Source organism: Niastella soli, from assembly GCF_017742245.1.
GTDB classification, from domain to species: Bacteria; Bacteroidota; Bacteroidia; order Chitinophagales; family Chitinophagaceae; genus Niastella; species Niastella soli.
The window spans coordinates 625471-649440 of the sequence record NZ_JAGHKO010000011.1 but is presented as its reverse complement, the minus strand read 5'-3'; the positions used below and the strand labels follow the sequence as shown (position 1 = coordinate 649440).

Annotated in this window: 15 protein-coding genes; 7 read left to right on the top strand and 8 right to left on the bottom strand. The window is 44.1% G+C overall.

What is annotated here, in order from left to right; translation table 11 throughout:
• The first annotated feature begins 24 nt into the window (after positions 1–24).
• Genes J7I42_RS28475 through J7I42_RS28460 form a run of 4 tightly spaced genes read left to right on the top strand, consistent with a single transcriptional unit; the run spans position 25 to position 8020 of the window.
• Positions 25–2727, top strand: a complete 2703-nt coding sequence (locus J7I42_RS28475; RefSeq protein ID WP_209142638.1) for a M14 family zinc carboxypeptidase — start codon at positions 25–27, stop codon at positions 2725–2727.
• Between the two features lie 21 nt (positions 2728–2748).
• Positions 2749–5772 carry a SusC/RagA family TonB-linked outer membrane protein gene (locus J7I42_RS28470; protein ID WP_209142636.1) on the top strand — a complete coding sequence of 1008 codons (3024 nt, stop codon included), beginning with the start codon at positions 2749–2751 and terminating at the stop codon, positions 5770–5772.
• A gap of 9 nt (positions 5773–5781) precedes the next feature.
• A complete protein-coding gene (locus J7I42_RS28465) occupies positions 5782–7128 on the top strand; it encodes a RagB/SusD family nutrient uptake outer membrane protein (protein WP_209142634.1) in 1347 nt (448 codons plus the stop codon).
• 22 nt (positions 7129–7150) lie between these two features.
• Complete coding sequence (locus J7I42_RS28460; RefSeq protein WP_209142632.1) at positions 7151–8020, top strand: cyanophycinase; 870 nt, start codon at positions 7151–7153, stop codon at positions 8018–8020.
• A 64-nt stretch (positions 8021–8084) separates the two neighbouring features.
• On the opposite strand, the gene J7I42_RS28455 is transcribed toward J7I42_RS28460, so the two are convergent.
• The 3 genes from J7I42_RS28455 to aceB all read right to left on the bottom strand — a co-directional run bounded on the left by J7I42_RS28455 (position 8085) and on the right by aceB (position 12073).
• The gene (locus tag J7I42_RS28455; protein ID WP_209142630.1) at positions 8085–8819 is read right to left on the bottom strand and encodes a hypothetical protein; all 735 of its coding nucleotides are present in this window, start codon (positions 8817–8819) and stop codon (positions 8085–8087) included.
• Between the two features lie 239 nt (positions 8820–9058).
• The gene (gene aceA / locus J7I42_RS28450; RefSeq protein WP_209142628.1) at positions 9059–10336 is read right to left on the bottom strand and encodes an isocitrate lyase; all 1278 of its coding nucleotides are present in this window, start codon (positions 10334–10336) and stop codon (positions 9059–9061) included.
• 48 nt (positions 10337–10384) lie between these two features.
• Positions 10385–12073, bottom strand: coding sequence for a malate synthase A (gene aceB / locus J7I42_RS28445; protein ID WP_209142626.1), 1689 nt, complete (start codon positions 12071–12073; stop codon positions 10385–10387).
• Between the two features lie 100 nt (positions 12074–12173).
• Here aceB and J7I42_RS28440 point away from each other — a divergent pair, with 100 nt between their 5' ends.
• The 3 genes from J7I42_RS28440 (at position 12174) to J7I42_RS28430 (ending at position 15649) form a co-directional block, all read left to right on the top strand.
• Entirely contained in the window at positions 12174–13661 is a 1488-nt protein-coding gene (locus tag J7I42_RS28440; protein WP_209142624.1) for a helix-turn-helix domain-containing protein, read from the top strand.
• A 43-nt stretch (positions 13662–13704) separates the two neighbouring features.
• Positions 13705–15003 (top strand): MFS transporter, encoded by a 1299-nt coding sequence (locus J7I42_RS28435; protein ID WP_209142622.1) that lies wholly within the window; start codon positions 13705–13707, stop codon positions 15001–15003.
• 88 nt (positions 15004–15091) lie between these two features.
• The gene (locus J7I42_RS28430) at positions 15092–15649 is read left to right on the top strand and encodes a dihydrofolate reductase family protein (protein ID WP_209142620.1); all 558 of its coding nucleotides are present in this window, start codon (positions 15092–15094) and stop codon (positions 15647–15649) included.
• A 17-nt stretch (positions 15650–15666) separates the two neighbouring features.
• On the opposite strand, the gene J7I42_RS28425 is transcribed toward J7I42_RS28430, so the two are convergent.
• The 5 genes from J7I42_RS28425 to J7I42_RS28405 form a co-directional block, all read right to left on the bottom strand.
• Positions 15667–16452, bottom strand: coding sequence for a polysaccharide biosynthesis/export family protein (locus J7I42_RS28425; RefSeq protein WP_209142618.1), 786 nt, complete (start codon positions 16450–16452; stop codon positions 15667–15669).
• Positions 16453–16797: 345 nt separating this feature from the next.
• On the bottom strand, positions 16798–17901 hold the full coding sequence (locus J7I42_RS28420; RefSeq protein ID WP_209142616.1) for a DUF6528 family protein: 1104 nt from the start codon (positions 17899–17901) through the stop codon (positions 16798–16800).
• A gap of 76 nt (positions 17902–17977) precedes the next feature.
• Positions 17978–18862: a DUF5017 domain-containing protein gene (locus J7I42_RS28415; protein WP_209142614.1), complete on the bottom strand. Its 885-nt coding sequence runs from the start codon at positions 18860–18862 to the stop codon at positions 17978–17980.
• Positions 18863–18891: 29 nt separating this feature from the next.
• Positions 18892–20427: a RagB/SusD family nutrient uptake outer membrane protein gene (locus J7I42_RS28410; RefSeq protein ID WP_209142612.1), complete on the bottom strand. Its 1536-nt coding sequence runs from the start codon at positions 20425–20427 to the stop codon at positions 18892–18894.
• 31 nt (positions 20428–20458) lie between these two features.
• Complete coding sequence (locus tag J7I42_RS28405) at positions 20459–23650, bottom strand: SusC/RagA family TonB-linked outer membrane protein (RefSeq protein WP_209142610.1); 3192 nt, start codon at positions 23648–23650, stop codon at positions 20459–20461.
• Positions 23651–23970 lie beyond the last annotated feature (320 nt).

The window sequence follows — 23970 nt, the reverse complement described above, 5'->3', positions numbered from 1 at the left end:
ACAATTGACACAAAAATCGTTTTTATGAAACTTCGAAATATTATACCCCTGCTACTATTACTGCCGGCATTTTCCGGTCTGGCACAAACCAGTTACTTTTTTCCCAGGGCAACCACTTTTGACGCAGCTATTCCTTCGCCCGAAAGTTTTCTCGGTTATGCAATAGGCACCCATTATACAAGACACGAACAGATTGTTGCTTACTTCCGCGAGCTGGCCCGGGTAAGCAACCGCATACATGTACAAACCATCGGCAAAACGTATGAAGAAAGAGAACAGATCATTGCCACCATTACATCGTCCGACAATTATAACCGGCTGGAGGAGATCAGACAGGAGCACCTCACACTCGTTGATCCGGCCAAACCAATTATCGACAGCAAAGCGCCGGTGATCATTCACCTCGGATATAATGTACACGGCAATGAATCATCAAGCGCAGAAGTAAGCATGCTCACCGCCTGGTACCTTGCTGCCAACAACGACCCGGAAACCCAACAGTGGCTAAAGGAAGCCGTTATCTTTATTGATCCTTCATTAAACCCTGATGGCCGCGACCGCGCTGCCAACTGGTTCAATAGTTATGCCTCCTTTCCACCAATTGCCGACCCACTGGATAAAGAACACCAGGAGCAATGGCCTGGTGGCAGAACCAATCATTACTTTGCTGATCTCAATAGAGACTGGCTGAACCTGGTACATGTTGAAAGCCGGAACCGGGTACAGTTCTTTCACCAATGGTATCCCAACGTACAGATCGATTTTCATGAACAGGGCTCCAATGCCACCTATTATTTTGAACCAACCCCTAAGCGCCATGAAAGCCCTATCGTACCACAGTTCCTGTATGATGAGAACGCCGTATTGGCCACCTATCATGCAAAAGCCCTCGATGAGATCGGTTCATTATATTTCACCAAAGAAAATTACGATAACCTCTCGCCCATTTATGGCAGCACCTATCCAAAGTTTTATGGCAGTGTAGCAGCTACATTTGAAGAAGCCGGTTCACGCGGACTGGTAACAGAATCAACCAACGGTTTGCTCACCTTTTCTTTTTCCATTCGCAACCATGTAACCACCAGCTTATCAACCATTCGGGGTTCAGTAGCGGAAAAAGCCAATTTATTCAGGGTGCAGAAGAATCTTTTTAAGAACGCATTGGACCAAGCTAAAGCCAGCAAAACAAAAGCTTACATTTTTGGCGACAGTCGTGACGAAAACCTCACCATTAAATTTTTGAACCTGTTATTGCAACATCACATCCAGGTATACGAACTGGATGGAAATACCCTACAGGATGGTAAAAAGTTCGAAAAGGGAAAAAGCTACCTTGTTCCGGCAGAACAACCCAATTACCTGATCGTTCATTCCCTGTTTGAAGAGAACATTTTAAAGGATAGTATCTTTTACGACAACACCGGGTGGAGTGTGATACACGCTTATGGTTTACAATATGCCGCCATCAATGCACCCACTTTTATAAAAGGCAAACAGGTAACCACGCCCGTTTCAGCAAAAGGGGAAGTACTGGGCGGACAATCAAACCTCGCCTATATAACCGCTTATACTGATTTCAATGCCACCAAAGCCCTGTATACTTTATTACAAAAAGAGATCCTGGTAAAAACGGCATTCAGGCCCTTTACCATTAATTATAACAACAGCAAAAAGGCGTTTGGCAATGGCACACTTATCATTCCCGTAGCAGGACAAAATATTGCAGCAGACAGCCTGTACAAACTTATAAAACAAGTGGCGGAAAATGCAAACATCACCTTCACTGCAGTTTCCACTGGTTTTAGTGCAGAAGGCATCGACTTAGGCAGCAGCAATATAAAAGCCATTCGAAAACCCGAAGTGGCGCTGGCATTTGGTCAGGGCGTCACCTCATCAGAAGCTGGACAGGTCTGGTTTCTTTTGAATCAGCACTTAGGATTACCTGTGGTAAAACTGGACCTGCAAAACTTTGAACGGGCCTCGTTGAAACGTTACAATACATTGATACTGCCTGGCGGGAATTACAGTGCCTGGAATAAAGCCACCATTGAAAAAATAAAGGACTGGGTAGCTGAAGGCGGTGTGCTCATCACCCTGCAAAACGCCAGCGCCTGGGCCATCCAAAACGAGCTCACAAAAGAGAAGTTGCTCCCCGATGCGCAGCCCGAAGGCAAACCCGCATCGCCTGCAACTACTGTGGCAGCAACAGACAATCGCCCCTTGCGTCCTGTTCAGCAAACTTCATTTGGACAAAGCAGTGTAGAAAGACCCGAGATTGAACCGGGATCAAAAGGCAAAAACAATCGGCTTGACTATGACGCGCAGCAGGATGTAGAAGGCGCCAAACGTATCAATGGCGCCATTTTCACTGCCGATCTCGACACTACCCATCCCTTGGCTTTTGGCATTACCACCCGCAAATTGTTTGTCAACAAGAACAGCAATACCTTTTTACAAAGCAGCACCAACAAGTATGCAACCGTAGCGCTGTATGACAGCAAACCGTTTGTAAATGGCTATGCATCCAAAGAGAACATTAAAAAAGTAAGCAATTCAGCAACTATTTTGTTTAGCAACAGTGGCAACGGACAGGTAGTGTTGTTTGCCGACGATCCCACTTACCGTAGTTATTGGCTGGGCACAACCCGGTTGTTCCTGAACAGTATCTTTTTTGCTAACCTGGTAAGCGGTGGTAGAAATTTCGCCGAAGAAAACGAACACGAGTAACACCCCTATAACAATAATTGTATGTACCGAAACCGACATGTGACAGCACTACCAAAGCCATTCTTATTCATAACAACCTTTCTTTTTGTTACAATAGCAGTCTATGCCCAAACAACCATTCCGGTAAAGGGTACCATTCGGGAAACGGGAACACAAAAACCTGTAGCCGGTGTATCGGTGAAAGCAAAAACGGCTAACATAGGCACCAGCACTGATGAAAATGGCCAGTTCAGTTTATTGGTCCCATCAAATGATATTTTATTGATCACCGCCATCGGCCATACAGCGGTTGAACAACCCGTCAATGGCCAACAGCTCATTGACGTAACTATTGCTACTACCAGCAATGCGCTGGGAGAAGTGGTAGTGGTGGGTTATGGCGCACAAAGTAAAAAATCGTTGGTAAGTGCAGTAGCCACGGTAAAAGCAGATGAAATAAAGAATAAACCCGTAGCCAGCTTTGACCAGCAATTGCAGGGCCGGGTAGCCGGCGTTCAGATAAGCGCTAATACCGGCATTCCCGGCGATGGCATCTTCTTTCGCATTAGAGGCACAACCTCTATCAATGCAGGCAATGATCCGTTGTATGTGATAGATGGTGTTTTTATCAATAATCAGTCATTACAAAAAATAACCACCCAGGGGCAGGCTAATAATCCGCTTGCAGACATTAACCCCGCGGACATTGAAAGCATCTCGGTATTAAAAGACGCTTCAGCCACTGCCATTTATGGCGCCCGCGCAGCCAATGGCGTTATATTGATCACAACAAAACGTGGTCAATACAATACCCTGCCAAAAGTGAACGCCAATGCCTATTACGGTTCCTCTTGGGCACCGGAATTATGGGACCTGGTTACCGGCCCGGAACATGCAACCATCATCAATGAAGCCTGGATCAATGATGGCAAACCGGCTTCAACCAGGCCCTTCCGCCTTAAATCTGAAGGCGGGCGCGGACTTCCGGAAGAACAACCTACCTATGACCGGTTGCATGATATTTTCAGAACAGGCAATCTGCAAAACTATGACCTGTCTGTGTCAGGCGGAAATGATAAAACCCGCTATTATATAGGGGGAGGGTATAACAAACAACAAGCTATCCTGCGTACAAATGACTTTCAGCGGGCCAGTTTTAAATTCAATCTCGACCAGCAGATAAACAGCAAAGTTCGAATAGGATCAAGCAATTTATTATCGCGTTCTTACCGTACCAATGCGCGGGTGGGTGATGGCCCGCAAGGCGGCATCTTACAAGCTGCTCTGCACACGCCCACTTACCTGCCTAAATTCAACGACGATGGCACCTACGCCAAATGGGCCGGATTCGATAACCTGGATGTATTGATCAAATACACTGACATGCACAGCACCAGCATCCGCTACATTGGGAATATGTATGGTGAGGCGGATCTTTTACGCAACCTTAAATTCAGAACAAGCTGGAGCATTGACTATAATGATTATAACGAATATGAATACTGGAATAGTCTTACCAACCGCGGCAGCGCCAGTAAAGGACTTGCTACTTCCAGCATCAGTAAGAATGCCATCTGGATAACAGAACAAACGCTTTCCTATAAAGCAAAACCGGGCCAGCATAGCCTGGGTGTGCTGGTGGGGAATTCAGTGCAGGGAGCAGTAGAAACAGTGACCTCGGCCCAGGGCACCAATTTTCCCAACGACTCTTATAAACAAATTGCTTCTGCAGCAACCACCACTTCCTCCAGCAGCAGTGCCGGCAACCGGCAGGTATCGGTATTTGGCAGACTGGAATATAACTATGGCGGTAAATATTTTGCCGAGTTCAATGTACGTGGCGACGCTTCTTCCAAATTCGGCACCAACAAACAATGGGGTTATTTCCCATCTGTAGGCCTGGCATGGCTGGCCAGTGAGGAATCATTTATCAGGGATGTTAATGCCATCAGTACGTTAAAATTGCGGGCGAATATTGGGATAACCGGAAATCAGAATGGTATTGGTAATTTTGCTTCCCGTAATTTATGGAATGGCGGTGCAAATTATCTCGACAATCCCGGTACTGTACCCCAACAACTGGGCAACACCGGTTTAAGCTGGGAAACCACCCGGCAAACCAACCTTGGCATTGACCTTGGATTATTGAAAGACCACATCAGCATCGAATTCAACCTATATAAAAAATACACCAGTGATCTGTTGTTAAGTCTGCCCTTACCAGTAACCACTGGCTTCTCCTCCATATCGAGCAATGCCGGAGAGATCAGTAACAAAGGATTTGAATTAGGCATTTCTACCACCAACATCAGCAACCGACAATTCACCTGGACAACCAGCTTTAACATTGCCCACAATATAAATAAAATTGAAAAGCTGGATATCCCGGTTGATGCTTCTTATTCCGCGGAAAGAATGATCCAGGGGTATTCCATGCATTCTTTTTACGTATATAACCAATTATACGTTGATCCGCAAACAGGTGATGCCGTATATGAAGATTATGTAAAAGATGGAAAGATCACTGCGGACGACCGGCAGATAGCAGGAAATGCCCAACCAAAATACTTTGGCGGTCTCAACAACAACCTGCGGTATAAAGGATTTGATTTTTCCGTATTCTTCAATTTTCAGTTTGGCAACAAGATCTTTAACAACAACCGTTTCTTTCATGAATCGGGTGGTACACGGGACGACCGGCGTGCTATCAATAAAAACCAGCTCAACCGGTGGCAAAAGCCTGGTGATATTACAGAGGTGCCCCGTATTACTACATTGGGCACAAACTATACTTTAAGCCCTGTAAGCCGGTTTATTGAAGACGGGTCATTCATTCGGTTGAGCACTTTAACATTGGGCTATACACTTCCCAAAAAATTAACAACTAAAATACACACCAATTCAATCCGCATTTATGCCAGCGGCGCCAACTGGTGGTTGTGGAAGAAATACCAGGGCCCCGATCCGGAGATCAATGTGACCTCAGACCCTAATGTACAGGGTTATGACCTTGGTACGCCTCCACAACCACGCACCATTCAGTTTGGCATTAATATATCTCTGTAAATAAAAATCATGACACGTTATCTATACCTATACCTGGCATTTTTTCTTCTAACAACCAGTTGCAGGAAATTCCTGAATGTGCAACCGCAGCAGCAGGTAGATGCATCCGTGGCCATTACCGATGCAGTAAGCGCCGAAGCTGCTGTAAATGGATTGTATAACCGCCTGGGCAGCGATGGCTACTATGGTTCTAATTTCATTTCCCTCTCCTATTTAATGGGAGGCGACATTCAATGGACCGGTTCCCAATCAGCGCCTTCGCAAATCGCAGCACGGGCATTAACGGCTGATAATTCAAATATTGCCAGTGCCTGGATGGCCATTTACCGAACCATTCTCTCAGCTAATTATATCATAGATATTGTTCCCCGTTTAACCGACCCTTTACTTACGGAGGCAAAGAAAAATCAATACCAGGGAGAAGCTTACTTTATCAGGGCGTTGGCCTATTTCGACCTGGCAAGGGCCTGGGGCGGTGTGCAGTTGATCACAAGCCCTACCTACTCAAAAACTGACCAGGAAGGAATTCGCCGAAGCAGTTTAGCAGAAACCTATGCACAGGTATTAAGTGATCTTGACAAAGCAGAAGCGCTGTTACCAGCTACGGTCAACCGTAACAAGGCTACGCAAAAAACAGTATGGGCATTGAAAGCCCGCTTTTATTTATATCAGCAGGATTGGGTGAAAGCAGAAAGCTATGCCTCCAAAATTATCGATGACGCGGCCAACTACAAATTGCTTAAACCTTACAACGCCTTTTTTGCCAACAATGTAACTGCTACGGCTGAATCGGTTTTTGAACTGGCCTATAGCACATCGTTCAAGAACGGTCATTATAACTGGTGGTTACCACCAGCACTGGGAGGGCGCCGGGAATGGGCACCTAATAATAACCTGGTAACTTTATTAAATGATCCGGCCATTGGTGGCAATCGTAATTCCCTTATTGCACAAACAGCACCTCCCGGCAATTTATGGTATGGTAAACTGTACTATCGAAATCCGACCGGCACCGATCCTGCTTATCTGATGCGTGTGGCGGAATTGTACCTCATTCGCTCGGAAGCAAGGGTAAAACAAACCAAACTCACCCAGGCCTTAACAGATTTAAATGCAGTGCGTGACCGTGCTGGTTTATCACCGGCTACCGCTGCCACACCCGAAGCAATTTTACTGGCTATTGAAAACGAACGACGGTTTGAGTTTGCATTTGAGGCCGACCGCTGGTTCAACCTCGTTCGTACAGGCCGGGTATCAAGTGTTCTAAACATAAGCGACCCGAATAAATTTGTTTTTCCGATCCCGATCTCAGAAATTATTGCAGATAAATACCTGGATCCCAATTTAGGTTACTAACTTAAAACCATACCTACTTAACATGACACGAATTAATAAAGTTATACTGGCGTTAAGCCTGACATTGACAACAACAAACAACTTCGCTCAACAAAAAGCAACCGAATTTATAGGGCCGGAAAAAGGGTCGCTGGTAATTGTGGGTGGCGGCCGTTTGGGCCCCGACATCTGGGCCCGTTTTATAGAACTGGCTGGCGGCCCTGATGCGCGTATTGTAGTGATCCCAACAGCAGGCGAAGATTCTTCGCTCCATATTGGCAAATCATTTGAAAAAGAATTATTACAGAACCTGGGCATACAGAATGTAGTGGTGCTGCATACCCGTAATCCAAAGATCGCCAATACCGACAGCTTTGTAGCTCCCATAAAAAAAGCAACCGGCATCTGGTTTGTTGGCGGCCGGCAATGGCGTTTGGCAGATGCTTACCTCAATACGCTGGCCCATAAAGAATTTAATGCGCTGTTAAACCGGGGTGGCGTTATTGGCGGCACTTCTGCCGGCGCTACCATTCAGGGCTCATTCTTATTCCGCGGCGACACGAAGGGAAATAACGTACTTGTTGGCGATCACACCCAGGGGCTCGATTTTATTCATAATGTTGCCATTGACCAGCACATACTACGCCGTAACCGCCAGTTCGATCTGGCCGGGTTTATTAAAACACGTCCGGAGTTGTTAGGCATAGGAATAGATGAAAATACCGCTGTGGTGGTACAAAAGAATACGTTTGAGGTAATAGGCAATTCTTATGTTGCCGTTTACGACGGCCATGCCACAAAAACAGCTACTGAAGAAGCAAAGCCTTTCACCTTCCTGGGTAAGGGACAACGTTATGATCTCAAAGAAAGAAAATTAGTCCCTGCTCCTGGCAATCCGGCAACAGCTAATTAAAAAAATAAAGAGCTGCTTTCATTTGTATAAATGGAAGCAGCTCTTTATCGGAAACTTATTATTATTAACCATTTGCAGCAGCAACAGCAGCCTGCTGTCTCTCTTTATCACGAACCGTCATCGCGAGGTCCATGGTCGCAAATTTATTATTTGCATTCTTTTTAAGCTCACCCACTGCATCAAAATCGCCATGGATATTTGTAAAGCTTTGTACCCAGGTTAAAAGAGGCTTATCATCTACCCGCCCTAAGAATTTCCCTATTATCCCAGCAGTCTGAAATACAAGTCCGCTGACAGTAGTAAGGTTACTACCTGTTCTTATTAGTGCCCCTAAAGTAGATACAGTTTCTTTAAACCCGCTATCGTTTTGCACTTCTGTCATTATTTTGCTTACATCACGCAACGGTTGTTTGCTTTTTATCAATGAAACAAAACAATGGATCTGGCTGGGTGCATCGATGTTGTTCTCTTTCTTTTCCCAAAAAAACATCGCTTCATCTATATTTAGATTACTTCCATCATCAACCTTTTCAAAGCTTTTGAGATCGACAGTTATTGGCTGAACATTAACATCGGACGCCGCAAGGGCAATAAGATATACTTTTGCCAAACCCGGAAATGGAGGGACTTTCGGGGTCTTATTGTCCAAAACGGTTATATTTTGAAGACGAACTTCAATGCCTGTTAATTCTTTAGAAGTAGGTATTCCCATTGCCAGGCCAGGGATATGCCTGCTGGTTTCAAAGGTTTCCTGCAAGTCGTGCTCCTCTGTTTGGAGATTTTGTTGAAAGTCAATCATACAATAAATTTTATTAGTTAGAAGTTGATTGTTATCTGATCGAGATCCACTCCGTTTGTATAATTACTGCCAGGCAACTATTCCTTAAAACTGACATATCCTTTCTATAGCTTGAAGTTACGCCTTGCCTATCTACTTATAACCCGTTAAAACACCTTTTTTAAACAACAAATAAAAGCCACAGCGATCGCTGTGGCTTTATAATTCGTCAAACCGTGTTTGCTGTATTATTTGCATCCTTATTGAAACTGCGCTGTTTCTGTACTATTGTTCATAGCAATAGTAGAGGAGGCGCCCTGTTGAATAACATTTTGAACTGTGTCAAAATAACCGGTACCAACAAAACTTTGATGTTTTACCGCTTTAAAACCTTTGGTCTGAAGCGCAAATTCTTTTTGCTGCAGTTCAGAAAAACCCGCCATTCCTTTTTCTTTATACGACCTGGACAATTCGAACATGGAAAGATTCAATGCATGAAAACCGGCCAGCGTTATAAACTGGAATTTGAAGCCCATGGCAGCCAGTTCCTCGCAGAAAGATTCCATTTCTCCAGTGCTTAAATGCTCTTTCCAGTTAAAGGAGGGAGAACAATTATAGGCAAGTAACTTATCAGGATACAGCTCATGAATACCCTGGGCAAATTCCCTTGCCATCCCAAGATCAGGATGCGACGTTTCCATCCAAAGCATATCGGCATAGGGCGCATATGCAATGCCCCTCGCTATGCATTGCGCTAACCCGTTGCGCACATGATAAAACCCCTCGTTGGTCCTTTCACCGGTAACAAATGGCTGGTCCCTTGGATCAATATCACACGTCAACAAATTGGCTGCTTCGGCATCCGTTCTTGCAATGATCAGGGTGGAAGTATTCATTACATCAGCCGCCAGCCGGGCGGCCACCAGTTTATTAATGGCTTCCTGGGTTGACACCAGTACTTTACCACCAAGATGCCCGCATTTTTTTACACTCGACAACTGGTCTTCAAAATGTACGCCAGAGGCTCCGGCTTCAATCATTGCCTTCATTAATTCAAAAGCATTCAGGTTTCCGCCAAAGCCCGCTTCCGCATCAGCTACAATTGGGCACATCCAATCAGTAGCGGTAATGCCGTTTACCGAGTCTACCTGTTCGCAACGAAGCAACGCATTATTAATTCGTTTCACCACATCCGGAACTGAATTAACAGGATATAAAGATTGATCGGGATACATAGTGCCCGCGGAATTGGCATCTGCCGCTACCTGCCAGCCGCTTAAATAAATGGCATCTAAGCCAGCAGCCACTTCCTGGATAGCCTGATTTCCGGTAAGTGCACCAAGGGCTGCCACATATGGCTGTGTATGCAATAATTTCCAAAGCTTTTCTGCCCCCTGGCTGGCCAGAGAATATTCAATATTTACCCGGCCTCTTAATTTTAAGACTTCGGCAGCGGTGTAGGGACGCCTGATCCCAAACCATCTGGGGTTATTCTCCCAATCATTTGTCATTTGCAATAATTGTTGATCCCTGGTCATAACCGTATTTTTTAAGTGACATAATTCAGTACCGTTACCCTATATCTTTTATGCTGCAGGTTTCTTTTGCAGCTCGCCAGCCGCCCTGTATGGCTGTTCCTGGCTGGCAGTGCTTTCACCATTTGAAAGAATGGACTCATATGCCGATAAAGTGAGAAATTCTTCAAATTCATCATTCACCACCTGTTTGTTGAATAAACAGATTGCCTGCACAAATTGCCCTTGCTGATATTGCAATGACCCAACTACCTGTTTTATTTTTTCAATTTCTTCGTCACGCCAATCTTCATATAATGCCAGGTTAAATATTCGTCCGTCAGCAAGCGTGACATTACCGCGTAACCATTGCCAAAGTTGTGTTCTTGATATTTCTGCGGTTGCCGCATCTTCCATGCAATTATTTATTGCAGCGGCCCCATTGCCACGCAGCCAGCTTTCCATGTAAAGTATACCAATGGAAATATTGGTACGTACTCCCTCTTCAGTTATGTAACCTTCCGGGACCTGTAACAAGTCAGCTTCCGTGCAGCTAAAATCTTCCCGTTTGCGATGTAACTGGTTGGCAGCGGGCATGTGGTCATTAAATATTTCCAGGACAACAGGCACCAAACCCGGATGCGCTACCCAGGTACCATCGTGCCCATCTTTGACTTCCCGTAATTTATCGGCCTTTACTTTTTCAAAGGCTATTTCGTTGGCAGCATTATCATTCCTGACTGGTATTTGAGCAGCCATGCCACCAATTGCATGCGCCTGTCTTTGGTGACAGGATTGTATTACCAGCTGAATATACATCCGCATAAACGGCACTGCCATGGTTACCTGTGAACGGTCGGGAAAAACATGACCAGGCCTGTTCCGGAATTTTTTAATATAAGAGAAAATATAATCCCATCTGCCGCAATTCATGCCGGCAGAATGATCTTTCAGTTCCCATAATATTTCATGAAGCTGAAAAACAGCCAGGATGGTCTCTACCAGTACCGTGGCCTTGATCGTTCCCTGGGGAATTCCGCAATACTCCTGGGCAAACACAAACACATTGTTCCATAGCCTTGCTTCTTTGAAACTCTCTAACTTGGGTAAGTAGAAGTAAGGGCCTGTTCCATTTTTGACCAGGGTCCTTGCATTGTGATAAAAGTACAGCCCAAAATCGATCAGGCTGGCACTGGCGGGTTCTCCATCAATGAGAAGATGTTTTTCTTCCAGATGCCAGCCCCTGGGACGTACCATCAGTGTGGCTACCTTTTCCTGTAACCGGTATTCCTTCCCGTTATCATTAACATAACTAATGGCCCCATTAATGGCGTCTTTCAGATTGATCTGCCCCTGTAGGGTATTGTCCCAGGTGGGCGTATTACTGTCTTCAAAGTCCGCCATAAATATACTGGCACCAGAGTTTAAGGCATTAATGATCATTTTTCTTTCTACCGGGCCTGTTATCTCAACCCTTCTGTCCAGCAGATCGGCAGGCACCGGGGCGATGGTCCAGTCAGTTTTCCTAATGGCTGCCGTTTCTGGCAGAAAATGAGGTTTCCAGCCATGGTTAATTTGGTGCTGAATGGTTGTTCTTTCCATTAATAAAATTTTCCTGGCCTGGTTAAAACGCCGTTGTAATTCAACTAAAAAGAGTAACGCATCATCAGTAAGTATGTCCTTGTAAGCTGCAGGCAGAGGTGCCTTAATATGCCAGGCTGTATTTACATCGCGGGGGGATGGTGTTGAAGGTTTTCTCATACGCCTAATTTTATACTAATATAGAAAAATATCTTGAAAGCGAAATTTTCGCTAATAAATTTATTTTCGACAGTTTTTAGTTTTTGGCTTATTTTGCCATATGATCTCAGAAAATGAAAGCATTCGCCTCATCTTTGGCCTGAAAGTAAGATCGCTGCGGCAGGAAAAAGGATTGTCGTACCAGCAGTTAGCCGATAAAACCGGATTATCACTCTCCTATGTGCATGATATAGAAACAGGTAAAAAATTCCCAAAGTCTGACAAGATCATTATGTTGGCAAAAACCCTGGGTGTAGATTATGATTATCTTGTTTCATTACGCGCCAGTAAAAAACTGCAGCCGATCATTGACCTGATCAATTCAGATTTTATCAATGCCATTCCCTGGGAACATTTCGGCTTAACCCCAGCCGCCCTGCTCGATCTTTTTTCCAATACCCCCGATAAGGTCACGGCCTTTATCAGTACCCTGTTACAGATCTCGAGAAGCTACCAGCTGTCAAAAGAAAGCTTTTACAAAGCGGCACTGAGATCATACCAGCATTTGCGGGATAACTATTTCGAAGAGATAGAAGAGGCGGTGCAACAATTCAGGGCCCAGTATGATCTGGAAGAAATGATCCCAGTGGAAGAAGACCGGCTCACAACGATCCTGCTGCGTTTTGGGATCAGGATCAATAAAAAGAAGATGGGAAGTATGGAGGCATTGACTACTCTTCGGTCATATTATTCTTTAAAAACAAAAACGTTATTCCTGAATAAAGGATTAAGTAAAGCCCAGGAACTTTTTTTAATAGCAAGGGAATTGGGATTCCAGTTTCAAACGCTTACCGACAGACCCTATGATACGGTAAATAACCATAGTTCTTCCTTTGATACCATGCTGAATAATTTCAAAGCATCTTATTTCGCAGTAGCCCTGCTAATGCCTGAAGAACATTTTACAGAGGATATTAAAAGGATCATAACGCAGTCAAAATGGAGCCCAAAATCATGGGCAGACCTGATAGCTTTTTATAATGTAACACCCGAGATGATGATGCAACGGTTAACGAACATCCTGCCGAAGCATTTTGGGATCGAAAATCTATTTTTCTTAAGAATGAATGGCAATAAAGAGGAGAACCGTTTTGAGATGACCAAGGAATTGCATTTATCGCAATTACACAACCCATATGCCAACGCATTGCATGAACATTATTGCCACCGCTGGGTCTCTATCAAATCCATAAAACGGGTAGCAGAACTCGTAAAAAATAAGAAATACCGGGCCCCTATCATAGAAGCGCAAATTTCGGAGTACTGGCAAACACACAATAAATACTTGTGTATATCTATTGCTAAACCTGCCGTTAAAGAAGAAACGGATGCAGTCAGTGTGACCATAGGCTTGTTAATAGATCAAAAATTGCAGTACACCATGCCTTTTGTGAAGGACCCCGCTATCCCGGCTTACATGGTCCATACAACCTGTGAAAGATGTGGCATTATGGATTGCAAAGAACGCGCCGCTGCACCATCCGTGATCATTGAAATGGAAAATGAAAAAAAGAAAGAACTGGCCATGCAATTACTAGACTCAATATAAATGCTTTTATTGTCATTCCATAAATCCCTGCCTACTACCCAGTATGAACACCACAAATGTTAAAAAACGCGATACGGCAAAACGGCTGAAAGCCATCTTAACAGGCTCCATTGGTAACCTGGTGGAATGGTATGACTGGTACGCTTATGCGGCCTTTGCCTTATACTTCGCACCTGTATTTTTCCCCAAAAGCAACCCCACCGCTCAACTGCTGGATACAGCAGCCATTTTCGCGGTAGGTTTTCTTATGCGGCCAATCGGTGGCTGGTTATTTGGTAGTATTGCAGACCGGGCCGGACGTAAAACGGCAATGACGCTTTCTGTTTTGCTGATGTCGGCCGGAAGTCTTATGATAGCACTGGCACCTTCCTTTGCAGCTGCCGGCGCCCTCTCTCCTATTATCCTGCTCACTGCCCGGTTATTACAAGGCCTTAGCGTGGGCGGAGAATATGGTACTTCCGCCACTTATTTAAGTGAGATTTCTACGGCGGGAAAACGTGGTTTCTATTCCAGCTTTCAGTACGTTACCCTTATAGGTGGTCAGCTTATTGCACTGGGTGTACAAATGTTGCTGCAAAAGGTTTTCCTGACCCCTGAACAGTTACACGACTGGGGCTGGCGCATCCCTTTTGTTATTGGCGCAGTACTTTCCTTATTTGCGCTTATTATTCGCCGGCATATGCAGGAGACAATTGTGGTGGAGAAAAAAGATGTAAAACGCGGATCCGTTATCACGTTATTAAAAGAACATCCGCGTGCGGTGCTGACTGTGGTAGGTCTTACCATGGGTGGAACGCTGGCCTTTTATACCTATACTACCTACATGCAGAAATTCCTGGTAAATACGGTACACCTCAGCAAAGAACGTTCTACACAGCTAACCTTCTGGTTAATGCTGATCTACGCATGTATACAACCATTGTTCGGTATGTTAAGCGATAAAATAGGCCGCAAACCACTCCTATTGGGTTTTGGTATCCTGGGAACTTTATTCACCGTGCCTATTCTTACAGCGATCAGCCATACGACTACTGAGTGGAGTGCTTTTTTTCTGATATTAGCCGCGCTGATCATCATAAGCGGATATACTTCCATCAATGCGGTTGTTAAGGCAGAACTGTTTCCAGCTGAGGTAAGGGCGCTGGGAGTAGGATTGCCTTATGCACTTACCGTGGCGATCTTTGGGGGCACCGCTGAATATATTGCCTTATACTTCAAGAAGACAGGCAATGAGCCGCTGTTTTACTGGTATGTGACGGGATGTATCCTTATCTCTCTTATAGTATATGCAGTTGTAAGAGATACAAAACTCACCTCTCATATTGACAAAGAGATACACTAACCTAAACTGTATGCTTTTATGAAAAAAGTTATCCTATGATACACTGCTGGATGAATCAAATTTCATTTATAGATAATTAACGACAGCTATGAGAAAAATAATTGCAGCGATCAACGTAACACTGGATGGATTTTGCGATCATACTGCAGGAATTGCAGATGATGAAACACACCAACATTATACGGAGTTATTAAATAGCGCAGACACCATTTTATTTGGAAGGATAACATACCAGCTTATGGAATATTGGCCCACTGTAGTAAAAAATCCTACTGGCAATAAATCGATGGATGAATTTGCAATAACAATAGACAACCTTTCCAAGATTGTCTTTTCCCGCACCTTGCAAAATGTAACCTGGAGAAATTCAAGACTGGCAAATAGAGGTATAAAAGAAGAGTTATTATCACTCAAACAACAACCAGGTAAAAATGTTTTAGTTGGCAGTCCCAGTTTAATTGTGGAGTCAATGAACCTTAATTTAATTGATGAGTTCCAACTCAGTGTTCACCCGGTCATAATAGGAAGCGGATTACCGTTATTTAAAAGCATCAACAATAAAATTGATCTTACACTTGTAAGAACCAAAACTTTTAGCAATGGCGTGGTAACGCTTTATTATGAACCAACAAAAAATGACAACTAACCAGCATATACGTCCCGTTACCTTGTCACATAATCTATAATAACCACTGCTGCAGACAGTCCGGCAAGAAGGGCAGGCAGCCAGGTTTTGGTATTGCCTGAATAATTTACCTTGGCCTTAGTGGGCTCTACGTAGATGATGTCATTTGTTTTGAGGTAATAATAAGGCGATCGCAACACCTCATCTGAATTCAGATTAAGGCGTTTCGTTATCCGTTTTCCGCCCTCCTCTCTGACCAGTACTACATTATCTCTTTTTGCATAGATCGTCATGTCCCCGGCAAACCCCAATGCTTCCAGGATATTTATTTTTTCATCAGGCACATTGATCACCATGGGGCGGGCAACTTCTCCCAGCACCGTTACTTTAAAATTCAGGTACCTGACGCTGACCACCGGATCCATGAGTAATTTATTATCAACGAGGCTGCTCGTTATTTTTTCTTTCAACTCCTTTTTGGTCAATCCAGCTGCTTTCATCCGGCCAAGCATAGGAATGTCAATATAGCCATCCTGATCAACCAGGTAACCAGAGGCCTGGGTGCTGGTGTAACCTACCACATTTGTAGATACCGTTACAGTTGTATTAAAGAGTTGGGTTGCAGTGGCATTGGGACTGGTAACCGTCATGCTAAGCAGGTCATTTCTTTGAATAACAGGCTCCAGATTGTCATTAATACCAATTTCCGAATCCTTGGCATCCTTCAGATAAACAACATTTTTCGTACTGGCACAGGCAGAAAACAGGAATGCGCAAAACAGTACACCGAGCGCGGCCCGGAAGCAACTGCTTCTTTGTTTCATAAGTAAATAATTTGTAAAGATTGTATTATATAAAGCTCCTATCGCTTTTGCTGTGGCTCTTATCACAGCAGGAGAGTTGGACATCGGAAATGGCTTCGCCTATCATATTCCCATTAACCGGGATTTGAAAAACAATTGACTGTTTCTTTGAGCTGGATAAATGTAAAGCTAATTATTCAATACTTTACAGAAAAAAAACAGGTTAATACTGACAATCGAAATTAATATACACGGCCCCCGAAAGCCACTGATGCAAAACCGCATAGATCGGCCCTGAATATAAAAAGATGCGACCCCGGATGATACGGGGCCGCCTGATCTTAAACACTGCTATTGAATAAAAACCTATTTTACATGGCTGTCATTTTCCTCGATGCTTGCAGTTTGATCCTGAGCATCATCATCATTTCCGCCACCATTGCCATTAAATACTTGTTGGAATTTGTGTTTATCGGGATAGCTGAACGAGTTCGTCAGGAAGTAACGTGCTTTGTAGATACCAACACTATCGTTTTGATAAACAATATTGCCATCAAAATCTGTAAGACGATCGGTTCTCCAGCTTTCACCGCCGATACCATTTGCCTGGTCCATAAATGTCACATACCCTTCAGGGCCAGCCTGAATTGATTTTACACTTGCAATAGTAGCGCCAGTTGATGTTTTAAACTCAGTAAATTTGTTCCTGGTGATGTTGTATCTGTAAATGTGACTGGAGTTGCTCAACCACAGTTCGTCGGTAGATCCATAAACCGGGAACAGATCATGCGCATTGCCCTGGGGCATGTTAACTGTTTTGAACAAAGTGAGCGCCGGATTCTTGCGATCGTTGTTGTACTTGTAAGCCCTGATCTTGTTTTTACCAGCACACCACAACAGTTCACGTGTTTTATCCCATGTGCAATTGTGTACATCAGGGAAATCGTATTTAATAGTACGATGTGTGGTATCTTCCGGATCAGTAACGAACAGCGTAAGATAGTTACCGGTTGTAGAAGCAGCCACCATGTTACCGTCGGGCAGCACTTCTGCCGAGTGGGTATTACCACCTGCAAAGCCATACCAAACAGCTTTTCTGGAGGCAATATGGATCAAACCAACTCCACCGCCAGATGCAGTAGTTATAAGATATTTGCCATCAAATACCGGTTTACATTCATCAAGATTAATAAACCATTTTGCGTGTTCGGGCAATACGTTTGGATCTTCAGCAGCTTTCCATTCCCACGTTTCTTTATTGTCGTGGTTCAGGTCGATCATAACCAGCCGCTCGTTCAATTGGTCAGCGGCGATGATAATTTTCGAGCCGGCGTCTTCCAGAGCAGCTGCAGCATGTTCCGATGCATTCTCATTCAGATGGTCGATAACAGGAGAATCATTCAATTGCCTGGTGCATGCGGTTGCTAATAATAACGATAGCGAAAGGGAAACCAACATGTTCTTTTTCATTGCGTACGTGTTTGTTAAAATAATGGGGTTTTCAGATACAATGCCACTACGGTTGTGACAGGACATATTTGGTGAATTACTGGATTGTTACAGGCACTTCATACACGCCGTCTTTACTGTCGTACCGGCTGGCGTTCGATGCTACGAACGTGGCCGTATAACTGCCGGGGGCTGTATAAATGTAATAGTAAGCATCCATAATAGTTGTCATGTTCTTTAAGGGAACGCCGTAGTCAGGCACTACCTTTTTTAAGTTAAGCGGTTTGGAGATGACCCAGCCTTCCGCTTCAGGGCTGGTAGTGGTGGTTCCGCCTTTAAAATTCAGTTGAGAAGTTGAAACGGTCCATTTAACGGCTGTATTTTTCATGGCCACTGATTTGAAACCAGCAGTAGATTCTGAAATATCCAGCAGATTATAACTGGTACTATCTGGTAATACGTTATTCAACGTCAATGTTTTTAAAGTCCAGTTCCTTTGGGCGGAGCCGGCATTGCCGATATATTTAAAGGCGATATATACAGGGTGTTCCTCATTAATAAACGGAGTAAGGTCAATAACACCTGATGATACAGTGGCGGAACCGGTTGCCAGTTTTGCTTTGTCCGTGATATCTGACCAGGTAGCCTGGTAAATATTTGCGGAATCGTATGTGCCATTAAAATCAGAAGACACCAGCAAACGAAGCGTATTTGCCTGGGTGCCTGTTGTTACAGTAGAACCAAATTGAAATGTGGGTATTCCATCAGCTGTAACCCGTAATCGGTTCTCGTATTTATGATAGGGTTCGCCAGAGTAAAATGTAAGATACCAGGGTGTTCCGCTTAAAGCGAAAAAAACAGTATCGGCAGTGGTATAGGATTCTTTATTGGCAGCAACCGAAAAGTTGGGGCTGCCTACATCCTTTTTGGTACAGGCTGCGCCAACCAAAAAAAATATTGCTATAATATATAATTTTCGCATGTTGTTTTTTTATTTAATTGACCTTACCATTACCAATACGGGTTTTGGATCATTTTTTTGTTTAACGACATTTCCACTTGCGGAATAGGATATAACAAGTGGCGTTGGCTTACATTCGATGCATTGATTGCTGCATAAGCCGGTCCCTTCATGGTCACGATCTCATCTGCAGCATCTTGCATAGTCTGAACATAGATTCCCCAACGGATCAGATCGTGACGGCGCAAACCCTCAAAACAAAGTTCACGGGCTCTTTCATTGCGTATTTCGAGCCGTAAACCGTCCTGGTCTGCGATAGTTGTATCGGGCAAACCGGCTCTGTTGCGAACCAGGTTCAGCGATCCGAGTGCAACAGGGGTAGCTCCATTTACTTCATTTTCAGCCTCAGCATGCATCAGTAGTACATCTGCATAACGCAACATGGGAAAATTAGTAGGCGTATAATTCTTGTTTTTAGGGGATACCAGCTCATATTCGCGACGCCATTTGGCACAGTTACGTCCGTAAATATTGGTGGCCGCAATTGACTTTTTCACGCCGGCAGTATCCATGGTATATGTGGATATTGCCCAATCGCGCCGCACATCAAGCGGGTTAAACAAATTGAAGAGTTTGTACGTGGTACTGTTAAAGCCATAAGCATAACCAACGACCGAGAAGCTGTTGGCACGGCATAACACGCCATTCTCATTACCGATCCGGCCGCCCTCACGAAATTCATCCTCGTTGGCGCCTTTACATTCGGCTTCCCAGATACACTCTTTATAGTCCTCAATATCCTGGCATTCGTTAATGAATATCGTTTTATAAACGGGATTCAACACATGATCGCCTGATTCTTTTATCTTCTTTGCATATTCAAGTGCATCTTTGAATTTCTCCGTATCATGCAAGGGCGCTCCTGCCATAGTCAGATACACTCTGGCGAGAATACCACGAACTGCTGACCTGGATATTTCCCCGCTATTTTTAATAACAGCAGCTGGCTGAACCCTCGACTCCGCCTCCTTCATATCTGAAATGATCTGCTCATACACCTGTTTAACAGGCGTTCTTTCAATATCAAGTTCATCGATCGATTCAGAATGCGTAAGTTTTAAAGGAACATCGCCGAAATACTGGACCAGGGTAAAATAATAAAAGCCACGTAAAAAAAGTGCTTCCCCTTTCACGATCGATCTTCTATTATCGTCCATGTTTGTACTATCGATCTTCGACAGCAGCGTATTCGCCCGCTCAATACCGGTGTACAGATTTCTCCAAAGCGTTGTTACGTAGGTATCCGAGGGGTCATGGTTATTACGGAATGGTCCCGTTGGAAAAGTCTGATACGAAAAATAGGATTCATCGGTGGTAGCATTATGCCGAATAGGGATCTGGCCGCCCCACATTGTCTCCTGCGACAAAATATCGTAAACACCATTTAAGGCAGCAGTAACCTCCTGGTCGTTTAAATAGTAATTATCCCTTACCAGGAATGTAGGACTCTCTTCCAGAAATTTTTTACAACTGCCCGCTGCAATCATCGCAATCAGCGAAGCCAGAAAAAGAAATCTTCGTTTCATAAGTATTGGTAGTTAGGTAGCGTGATTATTTTTATAATGATAAATTCACACCGAGTGTAACAGTCCTGGCTCTTGGATAAGCCGAATAATCGAACCCCGGAGTAAGCGCGGAATAACCGACAGACACCTCGGGGTCGTTCCCGCTGTATTTAGTCCAGGTATACAGGTTCTGGGTAGCCAGATAAAACCGGCAGCTTTTTATTTTGCTATTTTTCATGATACTTTCCGGCAACGTGTAACCAAGCTGTACGGTTTTCAAACGTAAGTATGAACCGTCTTCAATAATGCGGGTTGAGTAAGCATATCCAACCTGACCACCGGCCCTGGGCATGGTTGTATTGGTATTTTCAGGCGTCCAGCGTGATTTAAAACTGGCATATTGGTTCAAATACGATTTATTCCCGGTCTCAAAGATCAGGCGGTTGGCATTTACTATGTCGTTACCATACGACCATTGAAAGAAGACATTCAGGTCGAAATTTCTATAGCTGAAGTTGTTCGTAAAACCACCTATATGCACCGGGAAACCATGACCGATTATGGTACGATCATAATCGTCTACGTCACCATCCCCATTCATATCCCTGTATTTGATATCGCCGGGTTGAATTTTATTACGGGCGTTGCCGTTGGCAGGCACGCCATCCTTTAATACATAAGTATCATTGGCTAATTTGTCAAAATCATCATACTGATAAACGCCATCCCAGATAAAACCGTAGATCTGACCTAAGGGCATACCCAGTTTGGTTATATACAGCGGTATCGATGCATACCATTGGTCCCAGGCCAATGAAGAGGTCATGCTTTCCTGGTTTTGCGCCAATGCAAGTGTTTTACTTCTATTAAAAGAAATATTGAACGCCGTACGCCATTTGAAATCATTACGATCAATATTGATGGAAGAAAGGCTCAGCTCTATACCCTCATTGCTGGTTTTCCCGATGTTCCTGTACACCGAAGGATAACCAGTTGTTGGCGGAAGACCGGCATCCAATAACAGGTTCTTCGTTATCTTCTTATAATAATCAACAGTAAACTGCACCCGGTGATGCAACAATCCAACATCCAACCCTACGTCAGTTTGCGCAGTATTCTCCCATTTGAGATCAGGGTTTGCCATTTCCGCCAGTATGGCGCCCTGGCCGTATACATTGTTAAATGAGTAATAGTTGTTGATCGGGAAGTCGACCTTAGCATAAGTTCCGTATTCGGGCACTCGGTTATTACCCGTAATACCCCAACTGGCGCGTACTTTCGCATCAGACAGGAACGTTAATCTTTGCATGAATGGCTCGGCGCCTATCCGCCAGGCAAACGCACCCGATGGGAAATAACTCCATTTACTATTTTCCCTGAACTTTGAGCTTCCATCGGCACGGAAAGAAACAGTCAATAAATAACGCTCTTTAAAAGAATAATTAACCCTTGCCAGCCCCGAAACCAATGACCATTTTGCCAACTCCGGGTAAACAGGTTGTGGTTCCCCGAATCCCAAACCGGCCAGACCCAGCTCTTCATAAGGTAATTGGTTCGACATTGATCCATATGACTGATAACGGTTACCCTGCAGGGTAATGCCGCCCACTGCGTTTATTTTATGATCATTACCGATGAATCCATTATAAGTAAGGGTATTTTCGTTCAACCAGTTATTGATTTCATTATACATCACAGAACCATTCATTCCATACAGGCTGCCTGGATTACCCGAACGGGTGCGTGAATTATTGAATTCATCGTTACGCTGCATGGTTTTATTAAGCCCCCCTGTCACCCGTAACTTTAAATTCTTTAAAACGCTGTATTCAACATAGGCATTGGCAATAAGATTATTTACATTTTTTAACCGGTATTCATTTTCGGCTATAATGATCGGATTTAACCGGTAATCGGTGGTTGGGTTAACCATATCATCATACAAAGTCTCATCATAATACGGATTGAATGGCTTTACCGAGTTAATTGGTGAAACGGGCCGGTACCCCCATGTACTGTACAACAGGTTATTCATTGAGGAGCTTGACATCGACGAAGGGATGTTGCCGTACCGCTTTGTATTTGTAAATAAAACATAGCCCCCTGTTTTCAATTTATCATTCACCGTTTGATCGAGACTGAGCTTGGCCTGGTAACGCTTGAAAGATGAATTTACCACAATACCATCCTGGTCAAATACTTCACCAGACATACTGTATTTTGTTTTAGCCGCACCGCCGGTAACAGACACGCTGTGATCCTGCATGGGAGCCTGACGATACAAACGTTTCTGCCAGTCGATACCACTTACACTTTTATAATCATCGAGCGTTACACCATTTGCCAGGTAAGTAGCGTCGAGGTCGTTAACGTTAGGCACTTCCTGTTGCAGCTTAACGAACTCATAAGGGTTCATTACCGGAATTGTCTTTAAATTCTTCTGCACGCCATAATAGCTATTATACCTTACTACCGGCGGTCCATCTTTACCTTTTTTAGTAGTCACAATAATAACACCATTAGCGCCCCTGGCCCCGTAAATGGCGGTCGCTGACGCATCTTTCAATACGTCGATCGATTCAATGTCGTTTGGATTAAGAATATTATTATCCGGCGTTTCAATGGGAAATCCATCAATTACATACAAAGGCGAGTTATCCTGGGTAATTGAGTTATTCCCGCGGATGACGATAGTAGTGGGCGAACCGGGCTGGCCTTCGGTAGAAGACACCATTACGCCCGAAATGCGGCCGGCCAGGGCTTCATCAAAAGCCCGTACAGGCGCCTTCTGCAGATCATCTATTGATAAACGGGCAACGGAACCCGTAAGATCACGTTTCTTAACACTTCCATAACCAACCACTACTACATTATCCATACCTTGCTGCGCCACTTCCATCATGATGGTAAGGGGTTGAGAGGGATCCATAACTTTTACTTCGTGCTCTTCAAATCCAACATAAGTGAAGACCAACACAACACCTGCCTCAATGCCCCTTACAATAAATTCTCCTTTTGAATTGGTGCGGGTGCTATTCAATGCCCCCTTAACAGAAATAGTAACGCCGGCCAAAGGTTCTTTGGTAATAGAATTTTGAACCACACCGCGAACATCTTCAAATATCGGTACGTTGGCATGCACTGGCAAACAAACAGCAAGCAAGCATACAACACTGAACGCCAGTAGCATGGTTGTTCTGGATACGAGCCCGTTCGCCTTCAACACCTTTCGGCATGAAGACATAAGGCAAGGATTTTTCAGGAACATAGATTTTTCAAGATTGTTGAGACATGGCGATTGCATTTCTTTTGCAGCGCTCATTTCCCAGGTTAACGTTAGGGTTATAAAGTGCAAAAAAATCCCTCTTGGCTATGTGAGTCTATCCTGATAGCCAGTCGAAATGTTTGTTTTCGTTATTTGATTTGGTAATTAACCGGAAGTCAGTGTGATCATGTCGGGAAGTATTTTAAGGGTTTAAAGAGGTAAACAGTTGTTTTCAGGATTAACAAGGCATGAACAGACGGTCACTCTACAACACCACGGTATGTTCTTCTTCTATGCGC

What these genes read in the sequence shown, in the direction of transcription:
- J7I42_RS28475 (WP_209142638.1), top strand. Translation starts at nt 25, where the DNA reads ATGAAACTTCGAAATATTATACCCCTGCTACTATTACTGCCGGCATTT.
- J7I42_RS28470 (WP_209142636.1), top strand. Translation starts at nt 2,749, where the DNA reads ATGTACCGAAACCGACATGTGACAGCACTACCAAAGCCATTCTTATTC.
- J7I42_RS28465 (WP_209142634.1), top strand. Translation starts at nt 5,782, where the DNA reads ATGACACGTTATCTATACCTATACCTGGCATTTTTTCTTCTAACAACC.
- J7I42_RS28460 (WP_209142632.1), top strand. Translation starts at nt 7,151, where the DNA reads ATGACACGAATTAATAAAGTTATACTGGCGTTAAGCCTGACATTGACA.
- J7I42_RS28455 (WP_209142630.1), bottom strand. Translation starts at nt 8,819, where the DNA reads ATGATTGACTTTCAACAAAATCTCCAAACAGAGGAGCACGACTTGCAG.
- aceA (WP_209142628.1), bottom strand. Translation starts at nt 10,336, where the DNA reads ATGACCAGGGATCAACAATTATTGCAAATGACAAATGATTGGGAGAAT.
- aceB (WP_209142626.1), bottom strand. Translation starts at nt 12,073, where the DNA reads ATGAGAAAACCTTCAACACCATCCCCCCGCGATGTAAATACAGCCTGG.
- J7I42_RS28440 (WP_209142624.1), top strand. Translation starts at nt 12,174, where the DNA reads ATGATCTCAGAAAATGAAAGCATTCGCCTCATCTTTGGCCTGAAAGTA.
- J7I42_RS28435 (WP_209142622.1), top strand. Translation starts at nt 13,705, where the DNA reads ATGAACACCACAAATGTTAAAAAACGCGATACGGCAAAACGGCTGAAA.
- J7I42_RS28430 (WP_209142620.1), top strand. Translation starts at nt 15,092, where the DNA reads ATGAGAAAAATAATTGCAGCGATCAACGTAACACTGGATGGATTTTGC.
- J7I42_RS28425 (WP_209142618.1), bottom strand. Translation starts at nt 16,452, where the DNA reads ATGAAACAAAGAAGCAGTTGCTTCCGGGCCGCGCTCGGTGTACTGTTT.
- J7I42_RS28420 (WP_209142616.1), bottom strand. Translation starts at nt 17,901, where the DNA reads ATGAAAAAGAACATGTTGGTTTCCCTTTCGCTATCGTTATTATTAGCA.
- J7I42_RS28415 (WP_209142614.1), bottom strand. Translation starts at nt 18,862, where the DNA reads ATGCGAAAATTATATATTATAGCAATATTTTTTTTGGTTGGCGCAGCC.
- J7I42_RS28410 (WP_209142612.1), bottom strand. Translation starts at nt 20,427, where the DNA reads ATGAAACGAAGATTTCTTTTTCTGGCTTCGCTGATTGCGATGATTGCA.
- J7I42_RS28405 (WP_209142610.1), bottom strand. Translation starts at nt 23,650, where the DNA reads ATGTCTTCATGCCGAAAGGTGTTGAAGGCGAACGGGCTCGTATCCAGA.